This window comes from Syntrophales bacterium (genome assembly GCA_023229765.1).
Lineage (GTDB): Bacteria > Desulfobacterota > Syntrophia > Syntrophales > UBA5619 > DYTH01.
The window spans coordinates 1-24,457 of the sequence record JALNYO010000038.1; the positions used below are offsets into that span (position 1 = coordinate 1).

Genomic DNA, 24,457 nt, shown 5'->3' on the forward strand with positions numbered 1-24,457 from the left:
CTTTTACTTTTTGTCCCGAATCTGTTACGTTTTTCATGGCGTCCTCCTTTGTGTATGGGTTTTGTTTGGCAACATTTCCATATCACATTTAGAGGACGCTTTTCCTATTTCCTAAGATAAAGCTCTCGGGGTGGTTACCGAAAACCCCAAAGACATTTGTGGTGTAACACATAGATATTGTTGATACAAATTCTATTTTCATGTAAAGGAGCAGCCCATGTCAGATATTACCCCTAAGGAACTGGAGCGCTGGCAGGAAACGACCCTGAAAAAGGCCGTCTCCAAATCGTCTGAACGACGTCCATCGTTTACCACCACATCCCATATCGAACTGAAAAATATCTTCACCCCGCTGGATGCCGGCGACGCTGATTACCTGCCGGATATTGGCTTTCCGGGGGAGTTTCCGTTTACCCGCGGGGTGCAGCCGACGATGTACCGGGGGCGTTTCTGGACGATGAGGCAGTACGCAGGTTTTGCCACTGCCGAAGAGACCAATCAGCGTTACAAATACCTGCTCGCGCAGGGACAGACGGGGCTGAGCGTCGCCTTCGATTTGCCGACGCAGATCGGTTACGATTCCGACCATCCCCTCTCCGATGGCGAGGTCGGCAAGGTCGGGGTGGCGATCGACACACTGAAGGACATGGAAATACTCTTCGACGGCATTCCGATGGACAAGGTCTCCACCTCAATGACCATCAACTCCACGGCCGCCATACTCTTGGCCATGTATATCGCGGTTGCCGAAAAGCAGGGGGTGAAAAGCGAACTGCTCCAGGGAACCATTCAAAACGATGTTCTGAAGGAATATTCGGCGCGGGGGACTTATATTTTCCCCCCCCAGGAATCGATGCGGATCGTGACCGACATCTTTGCCTTCTGCAAGAGCAATATCCCCAAATGGAACTCGATCAGCGTCAGCGGCTACCATATGCGCGAAGCCGGTTGCACCGCCGTTCAGGAGGTGGCCTTCACGCTCGCCGACGGCATCGCCTATCTGGAGGCGGCCATGAAGGTGGGGCTCGATGTCGATTCGATCGCCTCCCGGATCGCCTTTTTCTTCTGCTGTCACAACAATTTCCTCGAAGAGGTGGCGAAGTTCCGTGCCGCCCGCCGCCTCTGGGCAAAGATCATGAAGGAGCGCTTCCACGCGCAGAAGGACTCCTCCTGCATGCTGCGGTTTCACACGCAGACGGCAGGCTGCACGCTCACCGCGCAGCAGTTTGAAAACAACGTCGTCCGCGTCGCCCTGCAGGCGATGGCCGCGGTTCTCGGCGGCACCCAGTCGCTGCATACCAATTCCCGCGACGAGGCGTATGCGCTGCCGACCGAAGGATCAGTCACGATCGCCTTGAGAACCCAGCAGATTATCGCCCATGAAAGCGGCGTCGCCGACATGACCGACCCGCTGGGCGGCTCGTACGCCGTTGAGGCGCTCACCAATGAAATCGAGCGAAAATCAGTGGAATATATAAGGAAAATCGACGAGATGGGCGGGGCGATCAAGGCGATCGCCGCCGGCTACATTCAAAAGGAAATCGCGGATGCCGCCTACCAGTACCAGAAGGATATCGAATCCAAAAAACAGATCATCGTCGGCATCAACCAGTTTCAAACCGAAGAGGTTCCCCTGCGGGACGTCCTGCGCATCAAGCCGGAAGTGGAGGAGTATCAGAAACAGAAGCTGGCCCGGGTAAAGGCGGAGCGCGACAACGCAAAAGTCTCAAAAACCCTGGCCGCCCTGAAAAAAGCCGCGCAGGGAGAGGATAATGTAATCCCGCTGATTCTGAATGCCGTCAAGGCCTATGCCACCCTCGGCGAAATATCGGACACGCTCCGGGAGGTCTTCGGGGAATATACGCAGCAATAACATATTCTTAGGATGAGGGAGAAGTTTAATGTTCATAAAACTGGAGGGACGCGCTTAAGTCGCGTCCGGGAGAGAGCTTTGAAAATCTATACCCTTTTGTCATTCCCGCGCAGGCGGGAAAGCGAAGCTTAATGTTCATAATCTATAAGTTCCCGAAAAGACCAGATTCCCGTTTTCACGGGAATGACAATTAACAACATTTCGGGAGAAATTCAAAGCTCTCCGGGAAGTTAAGCACCTATAATAAAACGGTTTTTGGAAAGGGGAAAATATATGGCACGGACGATCAGAGTGCTCATCGCCAAACCCGGACTGGACGGCCATGACCGGGGCGCCAAGGTAATTGCCCGGGCGCTACGGGATGCGGGCATGGAGGTAATTTACACCGGCATCCGGCAGACGCCGGAACAGATTGTGAGCGCGGCAATTCAGGAAGGGGTTGATCTTATAGGACTTTCCATCCTGTCCGGCGCGCACAACCGGCTTTTCCCGAAGGTGGTCAACCTCCTCCGGGAAAAAGGGGCTGGCGATATCCTCGTTTTCGGCGGCGGAATCATCCCCGTGGACGATATCCCCGGACTGAAAGCGGCGGGAATAAAAGAAATTTTTCTACCCGGCGCCTCGACGGAGGATATCATTCAGTACATAAGGGACATCGTACCGGCGGCATGAAAGCGTTGAATTTTGTCATTTTGAGAAATGTCAGCGACGAAAATCTCGGAGATTATGATACCCATTTAAAGACGAGCTCGTGAAAAGTCGCTACCCGTCATTGCGAGGGGCGTGGCGATGTGGCGATCTCTATAGTTATTGATTATCAATAACTATAGAGATTGCCGCGCTTCGCTCGCGATAACAAAATGGCTATTTTTCGACTTTTGACGAAACCATCATTATTGACTACAGCGTTGTTAGGGGTTGGTCAATCGTGAAGCGCCACGCGCAGAACCACTCCGGGGGATGGTCGTCCGGCGGACAGGCGACGCAGGTCGTTTTAATTCGAGGGTCGATCTGCGCAGCGAAGGTGCTGTATTCTACGACACCCCCGGATTTACAGGGATAATCAGCGAGCCCCCGTCTTTTGCGCGCCGTCTGGACACGGCAGTTATTCATCTGGAACAGCAGAACGTCCGGGCCCTCCTCAATCGTCTTCTGCACGTTTACCCCGGCGTACAGGCGAAAGCCCAGGGCCCGCTTCAGGCCGGGAAGCCCCGGATTTTCCGGCAGGTTCAGAAAACGCTTGATCGACCACGCCTCAAACGGGGAAAAACGGGCCCAGCAGGAATCGTTGCAGCGTTTGGCGTCAAAGAGACTGTCGCGGTTCTCGACCTCCTGAAACCAAATGCCGTCGTTGGCGAGCCAGTTTTTCCCCAGATCACCGATTACCTCCAGGAGTTTTTCCTTCGGCATCGCTGCCAGCGCCTTCGGTACGCCGTTTTCCAGCTCGAAGCCGAAGGCCTCGGAGAGCCGCTTCATCTGCAGCGCGCTGCTCTTGTCCCAAACAGCGCCCATAACATCAAGGGCCTTGGCCATCCCCATCTGATGCTCCACTTCCTTAAACCAGAGGGTGTGGTGAACCATCGTCCGGTGAAAAAAATCGACAACGAGTCCGACCAACTCCTCCTGCTTAAGCTCCTCCATCTTTTCGGCTACACCGGTCACTGTTTTTCCCCCTGCAAATTTTTTTTGTTTCCTCTGGAAAGTCAATTACCTCATCCGTTATTAATTTGTATGAAAATCCCCCCATCCCCCCTTTACCAAAGGGGGGATGGGGGGATTTTCATGCTTCGCTGTGCCCGCCCCGGGCATGGGGGTTTATGAACATCAAGCTTCGTTTTTATCCGCCTTTGGCAAGGCGGGCTGTCGTGATGATTTCAGCGTATTACACTGAATTTAATCCTGTTTTTTTGCGGCCCAGTAGCGGCGTTCCGCTTCGAGGTGTTCAAGCAGGCGATCCAGCGGCCAGTTCCGGTTTTCTTCTGTCAGCATGCAGAAGATGGGGCGCTTGAGCTCCCCTTCGCCCGACGGAAAGCTGCCCAGAATCGTCCTGACCTGCTCCTCGGTAAAACCGAGGAGCAGCAGGATTTTCGTCTTTTCGTCAACAAAGGAATCGTTGGTCCTGTTTTGCAGGATATCAATGACCGTCTCCCCGTTTTTTTCGGAGGCACTCATCAGGAAAACGTGACAGCCTACCGCTTCGTCAAGAAAAGTGCTGATGCGCGACGCATCCTCACTGTTGTAACCGTAGATCAACACCCCCAGCGCTTCCATAACCATCCCTTTGCGCCCATTTACATGACAATGCCCCTTCTTCCCTTATCCCCCCGGAGACGGAGAGGGGCGGATCGGGATTACCTGCCCTTGTAAACTGCCGGGCGTTTATTCATAAAGGCCGTGATGCCTTCGCTGATGTCATCGGTTGTGCAAACGTCGCCGGAGGACGCGCCTTCCAAGAAAAGTCCGGTCCGCTGATCCGCCTGGGCGCCGTAATACATGATCTTCTTCGCCATTTTCAAGCCGAGCGGACTCGTTTTTGATAACGTTTCCGCGGTCTTTTGGACAAATTCAGCAAACCCCTCCGGCTCCGCGATGAAATTGGCCAGACCATAGTCCAGCGCCTTTTGCGCATCAATTTTCTCCGTCATAAAGATCGCCTGCTTCGCCTTGCCCATCCCGATGAGCCGGGGCAGGCGCTGGGTTCCTCCCCAGCCGGGGAAAAGGCCAAGATTGACCTCCGGCAACTGGACAAAGGCCTTGCTGCTCATGATCCGCAGATCGCAAGCCAGCGCCAGCTCCAGACCTCCGCCCATTGCGGCGCCGTTTATCGCTGCAATCACGGGCTTGGACAAGGTCTCCAATCTGGTAAATACCTCATGACCGCGATCGGAAAAGCGCATCATATCCCCGGGGATTCCCGACGCAAAGCCGGACATGTCAGCGCCGGCGCAGAAATTCTTACCCGCGCCGGTGATGATTAGACACCTGATGTTGACGTCTTTTTCCACAACATCGAGCACTGCATTGATCTCGTCCAGGAAAGCCAGGTTGAGGGCGTTGGCCCGCTGGGGTCTGTTTAAGGTAAGCGTCGCCACCATCTTGTCGTCAACCGCAAATTTGATGTTTTCCGGCTCCGCCGCCGAATAGAATCCCTGACCGGCCTTCCTGCCCGTCTTCCCCTCTTTCACCATCTTCACGAGCAATGACGATGCCTTGTAGCGCGCCTCTTTAAACTTTGCATACAGGCGGTTGAGTTCATCCACCACGACGTCCAGGCCGATATCGTCAGCCATCCGCAAGATGCCGCGGGGGAAGCCGAGTCCCAGTAATGTGCCGACGTCAATATCGCTTTTGGTCGCGACCTTGTCAACCAGCAGGTTTGCCGCCTCATTGATCGCGATTACCACTACCCGGAGCGGGTCAAAGGTGCGCCCGGCGCTCAGCGGAATTTCATTTTTATTGGCAGGATCGGACCAGTCATAAAACCCTTTCCCGCTCTTTTTTCCCAGCAAGCCGGCCTTGAAAAGCTCGGTCAGATTGGTCGGCGGACCCCACGACTCGCCAATGGTTTCCTTAAAGTAATTGCTGACATGGTATTGAACGTCGATGGCGCCGTTTCCCAGGACGTCGAGCAGCTCGAGCATGCCCATCGGCAAGCCCAGTCGGTACTTGATTGCGGCATCCACCTCAAAGGGAGTGGCAACCTCCTTGTTGTGCAACACCCAGGCCGCCTCGTTCGAAAACGGCACGAAAATCCTGTTTACAACAAACCCGGGAACGTCCTTCCGCACATAAATGGAGGTTTTCCCTAATTTTTTCGTGAAAGCTTCAATAATCTGCACGGACTTTTCGTCAGTTTTCTCACCGTAGATAATCTCCACAAGTTTCATGACCGGAACCGGATTGAAAAAGTGGAGTCCGACCACCCGGCCGGGGTCATCCAGGACCTTGGCGATCTCCGTGATACTGAGGGAAGAGGTATTGGTGGCAAAAACTGTCTTCTTCGGGCAAAGTTTCGCGGCCTCGCTCAAAACCTCATGCTTCAGCTTCATTATTTCCGGCACTGCTTCAACGATGATGTCGGCATCCTTCACCGCCTTTTTCAGATCAACAATCGGCGTGATTGCAGCCAATAGATCGTTCTTCTGAGCCTCCGCCATCCTGCCCTTTTTTACCCGGCGCTCCAGATCTTCCTTGATGCGCTGATAGCCTCGCTGCACAAATTCTTCATTGATGTCGCGCAATACCACTTTATAACCGGCCATCGCCGCTACCTGCGCTATGCCATGTCCCATAGCGCCCGCCCCGAGAACTACAACCTTTTTAACGTCCATGAAATCCCTCCTGATTATTTTATAGCGACTCAAGGCCCCGCAAAACGGTTTATCAAGAAAACTGCCGGACATCCGCCCTTCCAAGACCTTTGCGTTGCTTGGAAATTATTTTGAAAATATCTGCTGTTTTGTATATTGAATGGCCTTGCCGCTGTCAAGTTTTTTGTATGATACTTTTTTCTTGACACCACACCTTTCCCTGACGTATGGTCAGCAACACTTCATAATCCTTTGCAGACAATGACTTTTAATGTTGTTCCATTTTCCCCGGTCAGTTTCAGAAACGGCTCAGATTCGCACGTATCGGTCAACAGCTTCGCTGGATGCTTTTTAGACAAACGAAAAAACGAAGACATTTTGAACGGTATTATCGGCGGTTCCAAAGGGGTTGCGGGGTAGCATGCAGGCAATTCCCGCATTTTTTGAAGAAACAGAGGGTTTTTTTCAAGAAAAGGAGGGACTCAATATTATGCAACGATTAGCTTCTTTTTTCACCTATCTGATGAAACATTACCTTCCCGACGCCTATCTTTTTTCCATTCTTCTGACATTTCTGGCCGCGATCCTGGCACTGATCTTTACAGACGCCGGCTTCACGAAAATGATGATGGCCTGGGGAGGCGGCATCTATGGAATAATCGCCTTTGCGTTCCAGATGATCCTGATTCTGGTAACCGGGCACTGCCTGGCGCTGAGCCCGCCGATCAACCGTCTGCTGGTCTGGATTGCCGGCATCGGCAATACCCCCGTCAAGGGCGGCATGATCGTCGCCTTTGTCGCGGCGCTCTGCTCCTTTTTGAACTGGGGATTCGGATTAATCGTCGGCGGACTGCTGGCGATGGAGGTGGCAAAACGCAACCGCAAAGCCGACTTTCCCTTTTTGATCGCCTCCGCCTACGCCGGTTTTGTCGTCTGGCATCAGGGATTTTCCGGGTCAGTCCCGCTGGTTATCGCCACGGCCGGCAGCGCCCAGAATTTCATTGAGAAGATGCTGGGAACGGTCACCCCTGTTTCCCAGAGCATTCTGATGCCCTTCAACCTGCTCCCGGCGATTCTTTTGATCGTCACGCTGCCGTTTCTGATGGCCATGATCTATCCTGCCGAAAAAGACGTAAAAACGATCCCGGAAGACAGGCTCAAGGAACTGAGTGGGGATTTGCCGAACGTGCAGATGCCGCAGAACCCGACTCTCGCGGAAAGGATCGACCACAGCTACACGATCAACATGATCTTCGGGCTGATGGGACTTATCTACCTTTATTTCCATTTTTCAACCAATGGTTTCGATCTCAACCTGAACATCGTCATCTTCATCTTCTTCATCGTCGGCGTTATTCTGCACGGGAAACCGATAAACTATATCAAGGCGGTGAACACCGCGATCAAAGGCGCCGGCGGAATCGCGCTGCAGTTTCCGCTTTATGGAGGCATCCAGGGGCTCATGATCGGCACCGGCCTGGCCAAGGTGATCGCCGGCTGGTTTGTGGCCGTCTCTGCCCCGTCCACCTTCTATATGTTGCAGTTTTGGGCTGCCGGCGTCATCAACATGTTTATCCCGTCCGGCGGTGGGCAATGGGCCGCGCAGGGGCCAATCACGATCGAGGCGGTCAAGATGATGGGGATTGACCCTGTCCGCTCGGCGATGATGGTGGCCTGGGGCGATCAATGGACAAACATGATCCAGCCCTTCTGGGCTCTGCCGCTTTTGGGGCTGGCGGGCCTCTCGGCGCGCGATATCATGGGCTATACAACCATGGTCCTGATTTACGCAGGCGTCATCTTCAGCATCTTTGCCCTGCTCATCGGCGCCGGCGTCTTATAGAAAAAACCTTGCAAGGGGCAAAGGCGCGCCTGCAGGCCTTTGCCCCCTTGCACCACCACCGCAACGTGCAAATATTTATTTCCATGTATCAGGCACAACAAACGATGGAAATATGCGCATGTCGGAGTCGGGCAACCACGGGGGGTTGCCCCTACGTTGTCGCGTCCGCGGCGGTTGCCTGAATCCCCAAAAACGTTGCTACGTAAGACACGGATATTGTTTATATAAATTCTATTTTCATACAAAAAACTGTTTTTATCAAAACATCCTCACAAGGGTTTGTGCCCGCAACCCAGAACGTCGAAAAGGACGGTCATTAAAAATTCTCAGCAAACATTCTTTGTTACAATGCGCCATCATGCATATTTCATTGCCCTTTGTGACGATAACTGTCATCGGCGCCTCAATGATAATGAACTCCACAAAACGTATGCTTTGTGATATAAGTCGCGGCAACATGGGGCAATGCCCGGGAAACAGAATAAAAAACTCGCTTTGAGCGACGGCAAGAAAGGATTAATCATGAATGATTTAGAGAAGGTAAAGCATTTGATCGCACATTGGATCGAGCATGAGCAGGAACATGCCGCTGATTATGAGGCATGGGCAGGAAAAATTCAGCATCTTGAGGAAGGGGCGAAAATAGCGCCCGCTTTGCGAGAGGCAGCGCAAAAGTTGCGTGAATCGGTGGAGTGCCTCGTCAAACTAAGCCCCCACAAAGAAGGATGAAAATGGCGGGACGCGCTTTGTCGCGTCCGGGCGGTTGCCCGGAAGGCAACCCATTATAAATCAGTAATTTATGCACGCAGTTTGCATGAAAATCTCCCCATCCCCCTTTGCCAAAGGGGGGCAAGGGGGGATTTTCATGCTTCGTTGTGCCCGTTTCGGGCATGGGGGTTTATGAACATTAAGCTTCGTTTTCAAGTGACTAAATGGTAGAAAATTTTATTAGCGGTCTTTCCGGATACCTGCAAGGTTCTTTAGCGCTGTCATTTCTGGCCGTTTACCTTGCCGGGGTGCTGGTGAGCTTCACCCCCTGCATGTATCCGGTCGTACCGATCACCGTTGCCTATATCGGCGCCCGGGGCGCAGGGTCAAAGACAAGAGGATTAATCCTCTCGCTCTTCTACGTTGCGGGTGTGGCCGTCACTTACACCATCCTCGGCGCCTTTGCCGCGCTTTCCGGCAAGCTGTTCGGCCAGATACAGTCCAACCCCTGGACCTATTTTTTCATCGGCAACCTCTGTATGCTTATGGGATTATCAATGCTGGGCGTCTTTTCTTTCTCTATCAGAATGCCTGACTTTATAAGCAGGCCCCGGGATAACAAAAATTCAAAAGGGATAACAAGCAGTTTCCTTGTCGGTGCGGCATCCGGGCTGGTGATGGGCCCGTGCACCGCCCCAGCCCTCGCCGTCGTCCTCGGCTATGCGGCGACCAGACAGAATGTCCCGCTGGCCGCCGGGCTGATGTTCGTTTTTGCCTTGGGAATGGGAACGCTGTTGATTCTGGTCGGCACATTCGCCGGACTCCTGGCAGGCATCCCCAAATCAGGCGCATGGATGGAGCGGATCGGCAAGGCCTGCGGGTGGATTCTGCTGGCGGCGGGCGAATATTTTCTGGTCAACGCGGGAATGCTCTGGCTTTAATGAACGGTATGTTACAAATGCATAGGGCGCTGTCCCCATTAAAAATAAGGAGTTACAACAATGGTTAAAATGATGACCTGGAAACGGTCGGCTTTCACAGCAATAATGATTGCCGCGATTTTTCTGATCGCAAACAACGCCCTTTCCATACAGGCGCCTGCCAGCGCTGACAAGGCCCCGGATTTCATCCTCAAGGATACGAACGGCGAGACCTTTCGTTTGGGCAATTATAAGGGAAAGAAACCGGTGCTGGTTATCTTCAGCACTACCTGGTGCCCAACCTGCATAAGCGAGATCCCCCATTTCCAATCCCTGTACTCGATATACGCGAACAGGGGGCTGGAGATAGTGAACGTCTATGTTCAGGAGTCCAAGGCCAAGGTGTCAAAATTCTCCACTCGCCACAATCTCCCCTACCGCGTGCTCTTGGATGAATCCGGTATAGTGAGCGGATTTTACGAAATCAGGGGAGTTCCTTCCCTGGTGCTGGTTGATAGGAAGGGTTTTATTGTCTGCCGCGAATGCACGCAGATCGAGCCCTATCTTGATGCAGTCCTGAAAAATAAGTGAGAGCGTTATCGCCTTTTTTTGCTCTTCCGGGCTCTGTCATAGATACAGAAGATATTGGAAATACTTGATTACTGCTTCTGCGGGAATGATGGGTTGGCTGATTTCGCGTTAAATTCAAAACTAAGAGGTAATTGCAAAACCATTTGTCATTCCCGAATGTCTCTATCCGTCCCCGAAGGTTCTTATCGGGGATAACGGCATTCGGGGACGAATATGGTTTTTCAAGCAGTTAGAACCAGACTCCCGATCAGAATCGTTGCGGGAATGACAAGAATGGGGAGTTTTGCAATTGCCTCCTAAGTAAGGGCCATTCAAAACTTTTCAAGTCAGGAGGCAAAATGAGCGTACTGATTCATTTTTCGATATTCCCAACCGACAAGGGGACAAGCGTCAGCCCCTATGTGGCCAGGTCGCTCCGCATTATCAGGGAAAGCGGCCTGCCTTATAAGCTGGGGCCGATGAGCACGGCGATTGAGGGTGAAAACTGGGAGGCGGTTATGAAGGTTGTCGAGAGATGCTTTCAGGAACTGCAGAAGGATGCGGAGCGAATATATATGACGCTCCAGATGGACTACCGGGCGGGGGCTGTAAACAGGATTGAAGGGAAGATAAAATCAGTAGAGGATAAGCTCTAAACGCGCCTCGTTTTTAAACATTCTACCGTAACTATTCAGCATGATTGTCAGTGGCGACCTGATACTGCCTTAAATCTGGCGGTTTGAAAATGTATCCTTCTTGAGGTAATTGCAAAACCATTTGTCATTCCCGAATGTCCCTATCGGGAATATGGTTTTTCAAGCAGTTAGAACCAGATTCCCGTTCAGAATCGTTGCGGGAATGACAAGAATGGGGAGTTTTGCAATTACCTCTGTTGATTGTTATTTTGTTTGTAACCGTTCCGGACGCTACGAAGCGCGTCCCTCCAATTTTATGAACAGCGTTCATGCTTCTTTGTGGCGGTGTGCCGTCATGAGTGTTTCTCTTGTCACAAAAAAGAGGGACTCGCCAACAGCGAGCCCCTCTTTCCAAGTTCATGTGTCACCAAGCTTTTTAAAGATCAAAGCCGGGGACAGGATTTTATGATTTTCTCACGTTCTGCCATTCAGGCAGGGCCATCCGATATCTCTTCCTGTAAACCGAAAACCCGATCATTCCGAGTCCGACAATCATGAGCGCCCATTCTGCCGGTTCGGGAACAACGGTGACATTTGTCGAGTAGTTAAGGTCCTGAGATATATATCCAGAGGTAATTGACTGGCGCATCCATATGGCCAGAGCTCCGCTCCCTGCAAAGCTGAAATTAGTCAGGATGGTATTATTAACATAGTACTTCAACTGGGCCAATGTCTCCGAGCCTGCAAGCGTATTAGGAAATTCAGGTTCGGCAACCGCTTCCCAGGCAATATTCCCGTTGACAAGGTCAATCGTTTTGGCCAAAACCTCTCCCTGAAAATATACAGTACCTACAGCGTCATAGGCGTAAATAGTTGCATTCATAGGACTGCCGTCTGAGTTAGTCAGATCCCAGACGCCGGTCGTTCCTATTTCGTTTTTCAGTTCGTAGCTGAAGGCTCCCCCAGGATAGTCCGTCGCAATGTAACTCAAATTACCTACAATCGGATCCGCTACAGGGCTGGAGTAAGAGGAGGAACTGATCGTGCCCTCGTTGAAGGTTAAAGTTCTTACTATTGGACTATTTATGTTTTGCCTGGCAACGCGCAACTCCATCGTGGGCTTATCATACCCACCCCCAGTTCCTACGCTGTAGTATATGTCCGAATACGCAAAAGCATTGGCACTGACAAGAAGCGCCGTTATAAATACCAGAAACATAAATAATTTTTTCATAGCCTATTTTCCCCTTTCTTTAGACAGCATCCTTTCGAGTTCCCCCTTCAAGGATGTGCCTGATAACGCGCCGATCGCTTTTTTCGCCTCGGATACGGCCTCTGCTTCCTCTTTCTTCCCAAACAGCGTCATGGCAAGGTGACCACGGACAACCGCGTTTTCCGGATCTATCGCCACCGCTTCTCGCAGGTAATACTCAGCTTTTTTCAAATCACCTGTTTTATAGTAATACCAGCCAACGGTGTCCTTCGCGCCTGTGCCTGTGCCCTCTGACTCAAGAAGAGCGACAAGTTTTGCGGCCCTTTCCGGCTCCTTCTTCACCTCAATGTAAAACCAGGCGAGATGATTGGCAAAGAGCATGTTGCGTGGAAAACGCCTTTGGAGTTGAGAGTATATATCCTCTGCATCTTTGTCAAGATTTATTTTTTCGTACCGGGCGGCAATATTTATCATGAAATTGACATCGTCCGGTCGCGCTTTCAACGCCTGACGATAACTTTCCCCCGCGGTGGCCGAATCTTTTTTCAGAGCGTAGATGTCGCCCATCATCAGTTTTATCAACGAGATATTGCCTTTTTCCTGCGGATACCCTTTCAGCAGCGCCAAGGCGTCATCAAAGCGCTGGCCTGCCACCAGCACATTGACATATCCGCCCAGGGAGTTTATGTCCCGCGGCGAACTTTCAAAATATTTTCTGCTGAGCCTGTTCGCACCTTCCCGGTCCCCCGCCACAAGCCGCGCCCAGGCGAGTTTGTTCTGGATAAAACCTGCCTTCGGGTTAGCTGCCGCTGCCTTTCGGTAGAGGCCCTCTGCCTTATCCACCTTGCCGGTGTTGAGAAAGGCATCGCCCATCTGGAGCATCAACATGATGTTGCCCGGCTCAACGGCCAAAACTTTTTCGTAATAGGCAAGGGCCTTCGGGAAATCGCCGCGGCGATAATAGATATCCCCCAGCATCGTCCAGGGGGGCGTTGTTTTCTCGCCCAGGGCGATGGCCCGCAGGGCATGTTTTTCCGCGAGCGCGACCACCCCTTCGGCGAGATAAAGCTCCGCCAGCAAAAGCTGGGGGCGGGGATCTTTAAGCGCCTTCGTGGCAATCTTTTTTAGTGTATTAATGGCTTCTTTGCGATCCCCGGCCTGGATTTGCGCCTGCACCTTGAGCCGCAGGCCAAGAAGATCATCAGGATTACGACTGAGCATCCCCTCGATCAGCAGCTCCGCTTCCTTCAGGGCGCGCGCGGCGAGCAGGCTCTGGCCGGCGCGATAGAAGAAGATTGTAAAGCCGGGCATTATCTCCGCCGCTTTTTTGTAGTACGCGGCCGCATCCATGAATTTCCCCGCGGAAAAAAAATACTGCCCGTACAAGTAGTTCAGATCCGCATTCTGCGGATACCTTGTCAATCCTCCCTTCAGGCAGCTAACAGCTTCTTTTTCCTCCCTTACCAGAAAATCGAATTTGACCTTCTTTACCAGTCCCTCGCCGTCGAGGCTGGCGCAAGCGAATTTACTCATAATCTCTTTGGCCTTGGCAATCTCGCCCTTTTGAACATAAAGGCTGGCCATGTAAGCCGAAACATTTATCGTCGGCGTACCTTTGGATTTTTTGACGGCCTCCTGAACTTTGGCAAAGGCCATATCGTACTTTCCCTCCGCCGCCGCGATTTGCGCCTCCATAAGGTATCCGTCCGACAGGTGATCCGGACTATTCAGCAACGGCACAACCCGGTTTTTCGCCTCCTTGACATCGCCATAAAGCAGGTAAAGCTCTCCCAAAACCTGATTCACCTCCGGATACTCCGGCCGCAAACGGAGCGCCGCCTGCATCTGCTCGAAGGCGTTTGTTACCTTCCCCTGCCGCAGGAGGGCCATTCCCATCAGATAAAACGCCTCCGCGTTGGAGGAATCCCGTATCTGGTATTGCTGCAGATCCTTGATAGCCTCCTCGCTTTTGCCCTGTTCGAGAAGTCCACGCACGCGGGAAAATATTTGTTTTCTTTCCTGATCGGCAATCTTTACGGTTATTTGAGGAGCGACCTTTTCGATAATGGTGCTTTTCGGTACAGAAGGTCGATTTACCCATTTGACAATGCTGTCAAAAAACAAGACAACCATTACAAAAAGGACAAGGCCGAGCTCCAGAGCCATTTGCTTCCACATATCTTTTTTACGCAAAGCCCTCCGGAAGCGAACCAGCAGCCCCGGACGATGACTTTCTCTTGATGTGTCGCTATCCATTTTTCCAACCCTTCTTATTCAAAAGATAAAATCTGCAAACATGCCGCGGAAACGGTTGCCTCCGAGAGAGCTTTGAAAATCTATACCCTTTTGTCATTCCCGCGCAGGCGGGAATCTATAAGTTCCCGAAAAGACCAGATTCCCGTTTTCACGGGAATGACAATTAACAACATTTCGGGAGAAATTAAAAGCTCTCTCCGAGGGTGTTTCCCCAAAAACGCAGGGAATAATATCAGACGTTTTCTGTTTACTCAAACCACTGGATGTGTTAGATTTCCCATCGTCATCCTGAGAAAGCTTTGAAAAATTGTCTTTGTTAATCCGGAAATGAGTGCATTAAGTACTGATATACAATGACTATTATTTTTACCGACCGCCCAGGACGTGACGGAGCGCGTCCCTCCAATTTCATGAGCATTGCCTTATGAAGATATCCGTAAACTTCGTTTTTATTCTTCCTTGTGACGGCTTGCCTGCATGAGGATTTCATAGAGAAACATCCATGATAAAAAATACGACTGCCGTGAACGGCGATCAACGGCCTGCCCTCCCAACAGACAATCGTACCTACAAATTGAGCAGTATAACATTTTTCATTCTCACCTTTTTTTCCTTCTATTACGTTTTACGGGATCTGGCACACAGCATAATCGGCAATGAACTTGCCCAGCACGCGCCCCTGGTTTTCGGGATTGTCTTGTTTCTGCTTTACCGGGACCGAAAAGCGCTGCGGCAACTGTTCCGGGAAAAATCAGATAACGGTTCTGTCTTTCTCTTTCTTACAGGTTTAAGCATGAATGTTTCCGGGCAGATACTGGGCATAATGTATCTGTCGCAACTGTCATTCCCCCTGACAATCTATGGCATGATCCTTTACCTCCACGGGCCCCTCGCCGCCCGGAGATTGATTTTCCCGCTGTTTTTCATGTTGTTTGCCTTTCCGATTCCCGGCAAAATATACTTCGAGGTCGTCTTTCCGCTGAAACTCTTTGTAACCAAGGCGGCAACTATTATCCTTGCGGCCGTCGGCCAGGACGTGAAGAGCGAGGGAAACATCATTAAAATTTCTTCGACTGTAATCGGGGTTTCCGATGCCTGTTCCGGGTTGAACTCTCTGATGGCCATGCTGACGCTTTCGATCTTTTACACAAAAATGACGCTCCGACGCACCATTCACAAAAGTGTGGTCATCCTGCTCATGTTTCCCACAGTGATGGCGGTCAATGTCGTTCGGGTCGTCGCAACCTGCCTGATCGCGGTAACCTGGGGAGACGAGCTGGCATCGGGAAAACTTCATACATTCTGGGGTATTTTTGTTTTCACAGCATCCGTCCTGGGCATGCTGGCGTTGACCAATATCTTGATCCGCAGGGAGAACCGCGAGGCAGAGAATGGGTGAAAAAAGACAGTACATCGTCATCTTTCTGCTGCTGGCCACAGGGCTCGTAAGTAACTATCTCTACCTGCGGAATACAAACCCAGTTACACAAAAACTCCCGATTGAAGTTCCCTTGGCCAACGCCGGCTGGCAGGGAGCGCCTTATTATATCTCCGACAGCATCAGCAGAGGCAGCGAGATCTCACGGGAGTACCGTTTCCAGGACGGGATGCCCATGAACTTTCTGGTACTGCTGAAGAAAAATGCCTCCCATGATCCGTGGGTTTGTTACAGTGGGCTGGGGTGGAACCTTACCGAAACAAAAGCCTTAACAACATCATCTAAAAAAATTGTCATGGCGGGCCTGCAGGGGCGGATGAAAAACAGGGAAATAATCATCTACTATGGTTTTCTCATCGGGACACGGATAATCGCCGACGGCATCGAACGTAAATTCCACGAGTCCCTGCAACGCGTGCTTTACGGCTACGACAGGCAGGTTTTTATTGAGGTGACAACCGTTGTGCCGGAAGGGGAAATAAAAACGGCAGAGGCCTATCTTCAAAAATTTCTGGAAGACATGGAAAGCAATCTGCTTGTCAAATCTCAGTGACCTTTTGGGGAAATACTTTACTCAGACGCTTGTTTGCGGAAGGATCTGACCACGCTTACGGTAAACAGCATAACTGATAAAGCCAAGACCCATAAATAGCAGCAGCCACTCCGCTGGTTCAGGAACAACCGTTACTTTTCCCCCAATAAACTCCTGATTGCTACCGCCGATAGGCGTGTAAATTCTCATCATGCTGAAGTCGTAACTGGCCGCGTCGATCCGCGCCGAGGCGTCAAGCCAGGCCGCTGAATCAGCAAAAGTCGGCGTGGACGGGGTGAAAACACTCCACATGGCAAACTGGATAGCGGCTACTTTTACCGGGTTCAACTCCAGTTGGCTCATCAACCAGCCCACCTGCTGATACTTCTTCAAGGTCTCTGCCGGATCGGCGCCGACAAACTTGGTTTTTGATATGTCGGAAAGAGATGAAACCAGAACGGTAAAAGAGCTGGGGACATAGCTCGTCGTGAGAAAATCGTCGCAGTAATAATTGGCCTTTGCGCCTCCATCTATATTGCCGCCAACGGCGCCAACATAGTACCCGCCACCGGTTGTTACCGGAAGCGTCATGAGATTGAGCGTTTCGGAAAACGCCGGCGATGCCGCAAAAAATACCAAAACAAAAAAGACCGCAATCTGTTTTTTCATAATTCTCACCTCTTTTAAGCTGTTCCCACTCCTGACCGATCGGCCTGAATGGTAACAAATTAATTAAAAAAATCAAGCATATTTTACAGTTTATTTTTTTCTTTCGCCAAGGCCTCATTGAGTCTGTCTTTCAACGGCCCGGGACTCAGCCTGGTGATGATTTTTTGCGCTTCCGCCGCCGCTTCGCTATTTTTTTGCAATGCAAACAGGGTCAGCGCCAGATGCGCGCGAACACTATCCTGATTCGGATCCAGCGTCAACGCCTCCCGCAGGTAACGCTCCGCGGCGCTGAAGTCCCCCGTTTTGAAATAGTACCAGCCGATGGTGTCTTTGAGCTCCGGTCGCTCTTTTTCCGCCTTCAGGACCTCAATAAACCCCGCGGCCTTCTGGGGCGCATTCATTCTCTCCACATAAAACCACGCAAACTGATTGCTAACCAGGGGACTGTTTGGCAATCTATTCCTGATATCCAGGTAATATCGCTCCGTCTGGGCTTCCGGGGCATACTTTTCGTAACGGGAACCTATATTGAGAGCCAGATTGACGTCGCCCGGGCTCAAAGTCAGCGCGGAGGCGTAGTTTTCTGCGGCCCTTTTGAAATCATTCTTCAGAATATAAATATCCCCTGCCAGGTACCGCAAAGACGAATCCCTCGGCAGTTTCCCGATCGCTCTTTTCATAACCTCCAGAGCCTCATCAAGACGGTTGGCGGCTACCAGCGTGTTGGCGTATGCCAGAGATGCCTGTGGATCCTTCGGGTTTTCCCGGAGATATTCCCGGTTCATGGCCAGGGCCCCCTCGTAGTCGCCGCCGCGGGCTTTGGCCCAGGCTATTTTTGTCTTCAGGGATTTGTTTTTGGGATAAAGCGCCGCTGCCTTCATGTAGCGTTTCCCGGCATTTTCATGCTGGCCCTGCTGCAGAAGGATATCCCCGGTCTGCAGCAGAGCAACGATATTATCAGGTTGGACTTCCAGAACTCGTTCGTAATATGCCAGCGCCTGGGTAAGTTGTCCGCGGGCAAACAGGATATCGCCGATCATCAGGTGGGGGTATACCGTTTTTTCTCCCAATTTCATCGCCTTGTAGGCGTTTTTTTCCGCCTGTACGACCATCCCGTCCTGCCAGTAAAGATTGGCCAGTACGATGTAAGGCCGTGGGGCATTGGGAACCAGCGCGGTTATTCTGTTCAGGGTGTCCCTGGCCTGAGGGCGGTCGCCGGCCAAAAGCTGGTACTGGAATTTGAGCCCGAGGATCAGGATGCTGTTGGGGAATTCAACTGTCAGGGAATCGATCTGTTTTTTTGCTTCACCCGTTCGTCCGGCCGCAAGCATGCTCTCGCAGAGGCGGTATCCGATTATCTCGGCGTGGGGGGCCGCGGTCAATGCCTTTTGATAATAGACTGTTGCATCCTGAAACTTACCCTTATTGAACAGATGCAAACCGTAACGGTAGTTTACTTCCGCACTTTCGGGAAAACGTTTCAACGCCTGCTGGAAACTCAAGAGGGCCAAAGCGTCGTTACCTGCTTCAGAGTAAACTTTTGCCAGACTCAACAGCTCCTCCAACGAGGCGGTCTCGAGATTAATTTTTCCGACAATCTCAGCGGCTCTTTTTTTGTCGCCTTTTCTGATGTAAAGATCGGCAAGGTAGGTTGAGATCCTTACCTTTGAGGGGGCTTTGGCGATTTGCAGGGCATCGTCGGCTTTGCTCAGGGCCAGTTCCAACTTTCCTTCCGCCAGCAGCGCCTCGGACTCCAAAAGCAGGCCCTGCTGAAGATAGTTATCCGCCTGTGATAGCTTGCCGGCCATTTTCCGTGCCGCCTTTTTGTCGCCGGCAAGCAGATAGATTTCGCCCAGTCTTTCCTGCGCCGCATAGTAGTTCGGGCGGAGTTTAAGCGCCTCTTGCAGATACTTATGGGCAACCTGAACCTTACCCTGCCTGAGGTAAATGACTCCGGTCCAGTAATTCGCATCCGCAAAAGTCGGGTCCTTTTCCAGATGTTTCAAAAGCAGGCTCAGCGCTTCGGACAGATTCCCCTGCTCGATTGTCCTTTTCACCGGTTCGAGAAAAGCCTGCCGCTGCGCATCATTAAAAACGACCGTTTTTTCAGCCTGCACGGCCGCCTGCTTTTTTTGATCCCTGGCAAAATATTCGACAATATCCGCAAAAAAGAGGGCAGCAATGGCCGCTACGACCAAAAAGCCGCCGGTCAGGATACGATAAATTCGCTGTCGCCGCATCCTGCTTTGGATCAGGGCATGTTGCTCCTCAGCCTCTTGAAACGGATCCTCTTCACAGTCTTTCTGCATGTCAAATTTATCTTCTTTCATTTATCGCCTCTTTTATAATGATTGCCGGAATATTCGAGGATTGAGACCAGGACGGTGATAAAAAACGCCTGGATGACCGTCAGGACGCCCTCAAAGGCGCTCGCCCCCCTCAGGGTAATGGCGCTGATTCCGAGGGTGGAACAGAGAAAAAATATGAAGAAGACGGTCTTTCTTTTGTCATTAAAGATAGCGAAAATACGGTGATGGATGTGGTCAGTGCCGGCATAGTCAATCCATTCCTGGAAGTTTTTCACCTTGCCGGTTATGACCCTTTCTATCGAGATATAGGCCATGTCGTAGATTAAAACCCAGAAAATAAGCACCGGCGTGGCGAAAGAAACAATCGGGTTGTTGTCGGCCCAGGCGGCCTTGATGGCCAAGGCGGAGAGGACAAAACCGAAAAAGGTGCTTCCGGCGTCGCCCAGAAAAATGCTCGCCGGCCTTTTAAAGCCGAAATTGAACGGGAAAAAACCGAGACAACTCCCCAGCATCGCAATGGCGATCCAGCCCATGAAGGGCTGATTGGTCTGATACGCCACCAGGGCGAGAAAAAGCGAAATTATCGCGCTGACACCCGTTGCCAGACCATCCATCCCGTCGATAAAATTCATCGCGTTTGTGATCCCCACGATCCAGATTATGGAAAAAAGGGCGTTCAGCAGATAGCCCCACGTTGTCTTGATCGGGAAAAGATCGAGGATAATCCCGCTGCGGATAAGCAGGATGACAACTACCACCTGAATCAGGAGCTTGTAGGAGGCTCGGACATTCTTCCAGTCGTCGATCAGGCCGACGATTGCCACGAAAGTTCCGCCGGCAATCAGCGCGATATCCCGGCTGTCGAGAATCATATTTGCCGCCAGGGAGGATATAAAGGCAATGATGATCGCCGCTCCCCCGAGCAGCGGCGTCACCCGGGCGTGGATCTTCCGGCCTCCGGGGGTATCAACGATATTCAGTTTTTTGGCGACGCTCATCATGACCGGGGTTAGAATTGCCGACGTAGAGAGGGCAATCAGGAAGATGTAAAGCCAGCGGCCGAGGCTGTCGAAAAACAGCTCGCGGACGGCAGGGAGAAGAAGGAGTGCAAAAATGAGCAGGCAGCAGCCCCACAATACCCGCAGAAATAAGAACCTCTGTAAATCTTTACCAAAAATCATAACGCCCCTCAACTCAAAATTTCCCGGATTGTCTCGCTTATCATCACCGCCTCTGTGTCGCCAAGAGATGGATAAATGGGGATGGAAACCGAATCCCTGAAGGCGGCCTCCGCCTCCGGACAGGCTGCGTTGATCCCGCAGTGATGGAGGGGCTCAAAAACCGGTCGGCGGCACGAGACGCCCTTTTGCCGGCAGCCATCCAATACTTCCCGGCTTTTCCCCGTTCTCAGGACGTAACGGAAGTAAATATGCTCTTTTTCCGGTGGACAGGAGGGCAGGATGACGGGACACCCCCGCAGGTTTTCGTCGTACAGGGCGGCGATCTCCCGTCGGCGCCTTATCATCCCCGGCAGTTTGGAAAGCTGCGTCAGGCCCATCGCCGCCTGCATATCCGTAAGCTTGTAGTTGTAACGCAAAGCCCAGTCGCCCTTTTCGTCGTAATCGCGGAAATCACGGATTTTCGCCAGCAACCGGGAATCGCTGCCGGCGACCATTCCCCCCTCGCCGGTGCAGATTACCTTCGTGGCATAAAACGAAAAGACCGACAGAACCCCGAAGCTCCCGGTGTAGCTTTGGCCGGATCTGCTCCCCAGGGACTGGGCGCAGTCCTCGATGACGGGAACGCCAAGCGAGACTATCTCGCGTATATCCGCCGGCATACCGAACATATGGGGGACGATGACGGCCTTGGTTCTTTTCGTCAAACAGCGCCTGATATCGTGGACATCGATATTGAAAGAGTTACTGTTTATATCGGCAATAACAGGAACGGCCCGGACAAGCCGCACGGCGTTTAAAAGCGCCGTGCAGACAAAGGAGGGGATCACGACCTCGTCATTTTCGCCTATATCCAGGGCAAAAAGGGCAAGATGGAGGGAGGCCGTGCCGGAGGATGTCGCCACTGCCTCCCGCACGCCGATCAGCCGCGAGAGGGCCTCTTCAAACAGGGAAACCTGCCTTCCCTGCGCGATATTTTGCGACCTGAGCACGGCGGAAACGGCGGCGATCTCTGCGTCGTCTATGGTTGGTCGTGCGTGGGGAATATCTTTCATCCTGCCATCCTGTCTTGAGAACAAATGGGCACTTATATGAACAGACGCAGGGGGACAAAAGCCTCCGCAAACAGAACCCGCCCCTGGATGCCCCTAAAGACGGCGGTGGAATGAACAATATCTTTTATCGATAATCCCCCGATGTTTGTCCTTGTTACCTGGGAGTTGTGGGCAAGGAGCGTCTCCAGTTTTTTTTCGACTGTCTCTTTAATATCAACAAATACGGAAGGGGAAAAATTCTGTGTTGTCGGTCCCTCGTAGAAAAGAACATTCCGGATGTAACGGGTGGCAGATACTGTCGCCTTGGCAAGGGTGCGGTGATCCTGGTGCGTGTCTTCGCCGTAATGAACAAAGATAAAGTCGGGCACGATCCTCTTTATTACATCCTCGATGTCATGGACAAGATTGTTCATCTGCGAGGTCAATTGCGTGTCCTCGTAGCCACCCCAGAGCAGCTCTTTTGCTGCGATGATTCCCGCCGCGGTTATCTGTTCTGCCCTTCTTACCGCTCCTTCGCCCCCCATGCCTCCGTCAGTCATGACAAGCATGTAGATATCGTGGCCGTTTTTTGCGTATTTAGCCAATGTTCCCGCACAGCCAGCCTCGATATCGTCCGGATGGGAACCTATTGCCAATATTTTCATCTCTCATCCTCTCAGTATTTTTAAACTATCTTCACCGTAATTGAAAAGCAGATCGATAACAGACATGAACGGTTCAAAACCATTAAACAACTGTCGGTAAACAGGATGATTGTACTGCTGAAATTTTACCCTGACCCCATTTTCCCGGAAGCAGGCGAGGTTCATATAGTCTATTCCTCCCTTTCCGGCAAGATATGTATCCGCTGCGAAGTGTTTTGCAATGGCAATCAGACGCAAGTCCGGATCCTCCGGGAAGGGGGGAAGCTCCGATGCGACATAAAGGGGGGTTTCTATTCCCAGCGTTTTGGCCAGAAGTTTGACGGTAAATATATTCAACTGGGAGATGCTCTCCCAGCTCCCCGCAAATATTGGCTCCAAAATAGTTGAAACCTCGTCCCAGCAGGGGGCCTTGCGATAATTGGTAACAATGGCCTGGCGGTGCTTATTTCCCCAGTGTTCCTGATTGTTTACCGATACTTCATTGATCCTCTCCGGGAATTTGTAGCGGACGGGCACGGTGAGCCACTGCGGGCCCGCGGCGGTCTTGATCCGGTTGCGGTTCTGCCATTCGTTTTTCTTGAACTGGACGTTGTCCAGCAGGACAAAAACATCCGCAGCGGCAATCTTGTCGAAATAGCCAAGCCAGGGAAGGTATTGAGGCTGATGAACGGCAACCATCATTTTACAAAACTCACGAAAATCGGATTGGAGACGATCTTTCCGTATCCCTTCACATCGAGCCGATAGAATATCTCCTGCCCGGCAGGCTTCTCAATGTTGTCAACGTAGTCCGCTTTCAACGGAAGGGTCCCCGAAAAAACCTGGACAAGCTCTCCCGAACGGATAAGCCGCACCTGCACCGTCTCTTTTGCATCCGGCGCCCCTGACACCTGGATGCTGATGCGGGGATTGCGCTTCAGCCGTAGGGTCTCCCCGGAAACTGCCGGCGGGACTGAGCTCTCGGAAAGAGCGGAGGGGGAAACGGTGAAGACGTCCAGCCGCGGCATTTTCGGGAACTTTCCCTGGCACGCGTACATCCTGCCTTTTCGCAGCGCGTCGATAACCGCGTTCCTTGATAATTCCGGCAGCAGCAGCACCGTCTGAAAATCACCCAGTTTCTGCCCTGACTCGCCCTCCCGGTGATAATCGGATGTGGCTATTCCCCAGGGAGGGGTACGGCGAAATCCCCCGCAGTATTCCCGCAAAACCATGTCCCACATTTCGCCGGGCTCGGTTATGGTGACATTATCCCCGTATATCGCCGAAAAACCGGTATAGTTGTTCGTCTCCATAAGCATCTGCGGGTAGGGCCGGGTATTTACCTGAATCGGTCCCATCTTTCTGATTCCCGACTGTGTTTCCGGGTAATTCCAGAATGTCAGCGCCCCTTTCCGGCCGGCGTCGTCGAGAAACCGCTGGTACGGGACCGCTCCCTGCGGACCGTGATAAGCGTCAAAGGGTGAAGACCTGCCCAAAATTACGCTGAAGGCGGCGACAAGGATTAAATCTACGGCCAGCAAGAGCAAACCGGCTGATCGCCTCCCGTTCTTCTTGAAAAAAAGATATACAGCCAGCAGCAGCAGGATAGCAAAAACTGCCATTGCCAGGATGGTTGTTTTATAACCAAAGAGGGCGGATTCCCTGTGGATGACCGCAAGGGTTTGGTAGTCTTCCGGCTTTTCGAGGCCAATCGTCAGGATGCGTCGTTCGTGGTCGTTTGCGGTAAGGCTCCCGTCCAGAAAACTTCCCGTCCAGTAGTAAAAGGGGGCGCTCTCCGCGCCTGGGATAATCACCGCCTGCGGGTATTTTTTCCGGGCCCGCTCAACCGCCGCAAGATAGGCCTTTGCCCCCGCTTGATTGATCGAGTTGCGCTCCTCTCTCTTTTTCAGGATGTTCCGGAACGGAGGAAGGCCGTATTCAATGACCATGCGGTCATGGTCGTTCAGGATTATTATTTTTATTCCCTTTTGCACGGCCAGCGCCGCCAGGGCTTCGGGATCAAAAACGCCGTCGCTGAAGGTTGTCCGCAGATCGATCAAGGCCGGCGCCTGCTTGTATAAAACGGGACGCGTCTGTCCGGATGCCGGATAGGGTACGAGCCAGTTCACCCCGCAAGCAGCCAGCAAAACCAGCAAAAAAGTGGTAGGGAAGTTTTTCGGCAAATCCCGGCGCCTTATTTTACTGACTAAGGCCCTCATATAAACATACTCCTTGAGGTAATTGCAAAACTCCGTGTCATGCCCGAATGCTTTTGTCGGGCATCCATGATTTCAAATAGTTAAAACCCCCCATGCCTTGGGAGGC

General features: G+C 52.0%; 21 protein-coding genes. 9 read left to right on the forward strand and 12 right to left on the reverse strand.

Going from position 1 to position 24,457, the window contains the following annotated elements; all coding sequences use genetic code 11:
- Positions 1-217: 217 nt before the first annotated feature.
- Both M0P74_14965 and M0P74_14970 read left to right on the forward strand, forming a co-directional pair.
- Entirely contained in the window at positions 218-1,873 is a 1,656-nt protein-coding gene (locus tag M0P74_14965; protein ID MCK9364886.1) for a methylmalonyl-CoA mutase family protein, read from the forward strand.
- Positions 1,874-2,146: 273 nt separating this feature from the next.
- Positions 2,147-2,545 carry a cobalamin B12-binding domain-containing protein gene (locus M0P74_14970; protein ID MCK9364887.1) on the forward strand — a complete coding sequence of 133 codons (399 nt, stop codon included), beginning with the start codon at positions 2,147-2,149 and terminating at the stop codon, positions 2,543-2,545.
- Positions 2,546-2,773: 228 nt separating this feature from the next.
- On the opposite strand, the gene M0P74_14975 is transcribed toward M0P74_14970, so the two are convergent.
- The 3 genes from M0P74_14975 to M0P74_14985 form a co-directional block, all read right to left on the reverse strand.
- Positions 2,774-3,535 (reverse strand): DUF6125 family protein, encoded by a 762-nt coding sequence (locus tag M0P74_14975; protein MCK9364888.1) that lies wholly within the window; start codon positions 3,533-3,535, stop codon positions 2,774-2,776.
- Positions 3,536-3,766: 231 nt separating this feature from the next.
- Positions 3,767-4,144 (reverse strand): DUF3783 domain-containing protein, encoded by a 378-nt coding sequence (locus M0P74_14980; protein MCK9364889.1) that lies wholly within the window; start codon positions 4,142-4,144, stop codon positions 3,767-3,769.
- 80 nt (positions 4,145-4,224) lie between these two features.
- Positions 4,225-6,204: a 3-hydroxyacyl-CoA dehydrogenase NAD-binding domain-containing protein gene (locus M0P74_14985; GenBank protein ID MCK9364890.1), complete on the reverse strand. Its 1,980-nt coding sequence runs from the start codon at positions 6,202-6,204 to the stop codon at positions 4,225-4,227.
- 469 nt (positions 6,205-6,673) lie between these two features.
- Between M0P74_14985 and M0P74_14990 the strand changes: the two genes are divergently transcribed.
- The 5 genes from M0P74_14990 to M0P74_15010 all read left to right on the forward strand — a co-directional run bounded on the left by M0P74_14990 (position 6,674) and on the right by M0P74_15010 (position 10,880).
- Complete coding sequence (locus M0P74_14990; GenBank protein ID MCK9364891.1) at positions 6,674-8,026, forward strand: TIGR00366 family protein; 1,353 nt, start codon at positions 6,674-6,676, stop codon at positions 8,024-8,026.
- A gap of 495 nt (positions 8,027-8,521) precedes the next feature.
- Positions 8,522-8,755 (forward strand): hypothetical protein, encoded by a 234-nt coding sequence (locus tag M0P74_14995; protein ID MCK9364892.1) that lies wholly within the window; start codon positions 8,522-8,524, stop codon positions 8,753-8,755.
- A gap of 203 nt (positions 8,756-8,958) precedes the next feature.
- Positions 8,959-9,675: a sulfite exporter TauE/SafE family protein gene (locus M0P74_15000; GenBank protein ID MCK9364893.1), complete on the forward strand. Its 717-nt coding sequence runs from the start codon at positions 8,959-8,961 to the stop codon at positions 9,673-9,675.
- Between the two features lie 60 nt (positions 9,676-9,735).
- The gene (locus M0P74_15005) at positions 9,736-10,245 is read left to right on the forward strand and encodes a redoxin domain-containing protein (protein ID MCK9364894.1); all 510 of its coding nucleotides are present in this window, start codon (positions 9,736-9,738) and stop codon (positions 10,243-10,245) included.
- 338 nt (positions 10,246-10,583) lie between these two features.
- Positions 10,584-10,880, forward strand: a complete 297-nt coding sequence (locus M0P74_15010) for an MTH1187 family thiamine-binding protein (protein MCK9364895.1) — start codon at positions 10,584-10,586, stop codon at positions 10,878-10,880.
- A 442-nt stretch (positions 10,881-11,322) separates the two neighbouring features.
- Here M0P74_15010 and M0P74_15015 read toward each other — a convergent pair whose 3' ends face one another.
- Together M0P74_15015 and M0P74_15020 are read right to left on the reverse strand one after the other, a co-directional pair.
- On the reverse strand, positions 11,323-12,093 hold the full coding sequence (locus tag M0P74_15015; GenBank protein MCK9364896.1) for a PEPxxWA-CTERM sorting domain-containing protein: 771 nt from the start codon (positions 12,091-12,093) through the stop codon (positions 11,323-11,325).
- Between the two features lie 3 nt (positions 12,094-12,096).
- Positions 12,097-14,328 (reverse strand): tetratricopeptide repeat protein, encoded by a 2,232-nt coding sequence (locus tag M0P74_15020; protein ID MCK9364897.1) that lies wholly within the window; start codon positions 14,326-14,328, stop codon positions 12,097-12,099.
- A 502-nt stretch (positions 14,329-14,830) separates the two neighbouring features.
- Here M0P74_15020 and M0P74_15025 point away from each other — a divergent pair.
- On the forward strand, positions 14,831-15,727 hold the full coding sequence (locus M0P74_15025; protein ID MCK9364898.1) for an exosortase/archaeosortase family protein: 897 nt from the start codon (positions 14,831-14,833) through the stop codon (positions 15,725-15,727).
- Positions 15,720-16,319, forward strand: a complete 600-nt coding sequence (locus M0P74_15030) for an EpsI family protein (protein MCK9364899.1) — start codon at positions 15,720-15,722, stop codon at positions 16,317-16,319. The genes M0P74_15025 and M0P74_15030 overlap by 8 nt, the downstream gene beginning before the upstream one ends.
- Positions 16,320-16,340: 21 nt before the next feature.
- Here M0P74_15030 and M0P74_15035 read toward each other — a convergent pair whose 3' ends face one another.
- From M0P74_15035 to M0P74_15065, 7 genes are all read right to left on the reverse strand, one after another.
- Positions 16,341-16,967, reverse strand: coding sequence for a PEP-CTERM sorting domain-containing protein (locus tag M0P74_15035; protein MCK9364900.1), 627 nt, complete (start codon positions 16,965-16,967; stop codon positions 16,341-16,343).
- An 83-nt stretch (positions 16,968-17,050) separates the two neighbouring features.
- Positions 17,051-19,297: a tetratricopeptide repeat protein gene (locus M0P74_15040; GenBank protein ID MCK9364901.1), complete on the reverse strand. Its 2,247-nt coding sequence runs from the start codon at positions 19,295-19,297 to the stop codon at positions 17,051-17,053.
- Entirely contained in the window at positions 19,294-20,457 is a 1,164-nt protein-coding gene (locus tag M0P74_15045) for an undecaprenyl/decaprenyl-phosphate alpha-N-acetylglucosaminyl 1-phosphate transferase (protein MCK9364902.1), read from the reverse strand. The genes M0P74_15040 and M0P74_15045 overlap by 4 nt, the downstream gene beginning before the upstream one ends.
- A gap of 8 nt (positions 20,458-20,465) precedes the next feature.
- On the reverse strand, positions 20,466-21,509 hold the full coding sequence (locus M0P74_15050) for a DegT/DnrJ/EryC1/StrS family aminotransferase (protein MCK9364903.1): 1,044 nt from the start codon (positions 21,507-21,509) through the stop codon (positions 20,466-20,468).
- Positions 21,510-21,541: 32 nt separating this feature from the next.
- Positions 21,542-22,153: a PIG-L family deacetylase gene (locus tag M0P74_15055; protein ID MCK9364904.1), complete on the reverse strand. Its 612-nt coding sequence runs from the start codon at positions 22,151-22,153 to the stop codon at positions 21,542-21,544.
- Between the two features lie 3 nt (positions 22,154-22,156).
- Complete coding sequence (locus tag M0P74_15060) at positions 22,157-22,834, reverse strand: WbqC family protein (protein ID MCK9364905.1); 678 nt, start codon at positions 22,832-22,834, stop codon at positions 22,157-22,159.
- Positions 22,831-24,351 carry a hypothetical protein gene (locus M0P74_15065; GenBank protein MCK9364906.1) on the reverse strand — a complete coding sequence of 507 codons (1,521 nt, stop codon included), beginning with the start codon at positions 24,349-24,351 and terminating at the stop codon, positions 22,831-22,833. The genes M0P74_15060 and M0P74_15065 overlap by 4 nt, the downstream gene beginning before the upstream one ends.
- Positions 24,352-24,457: the final 106 nt, after the last annotated feature.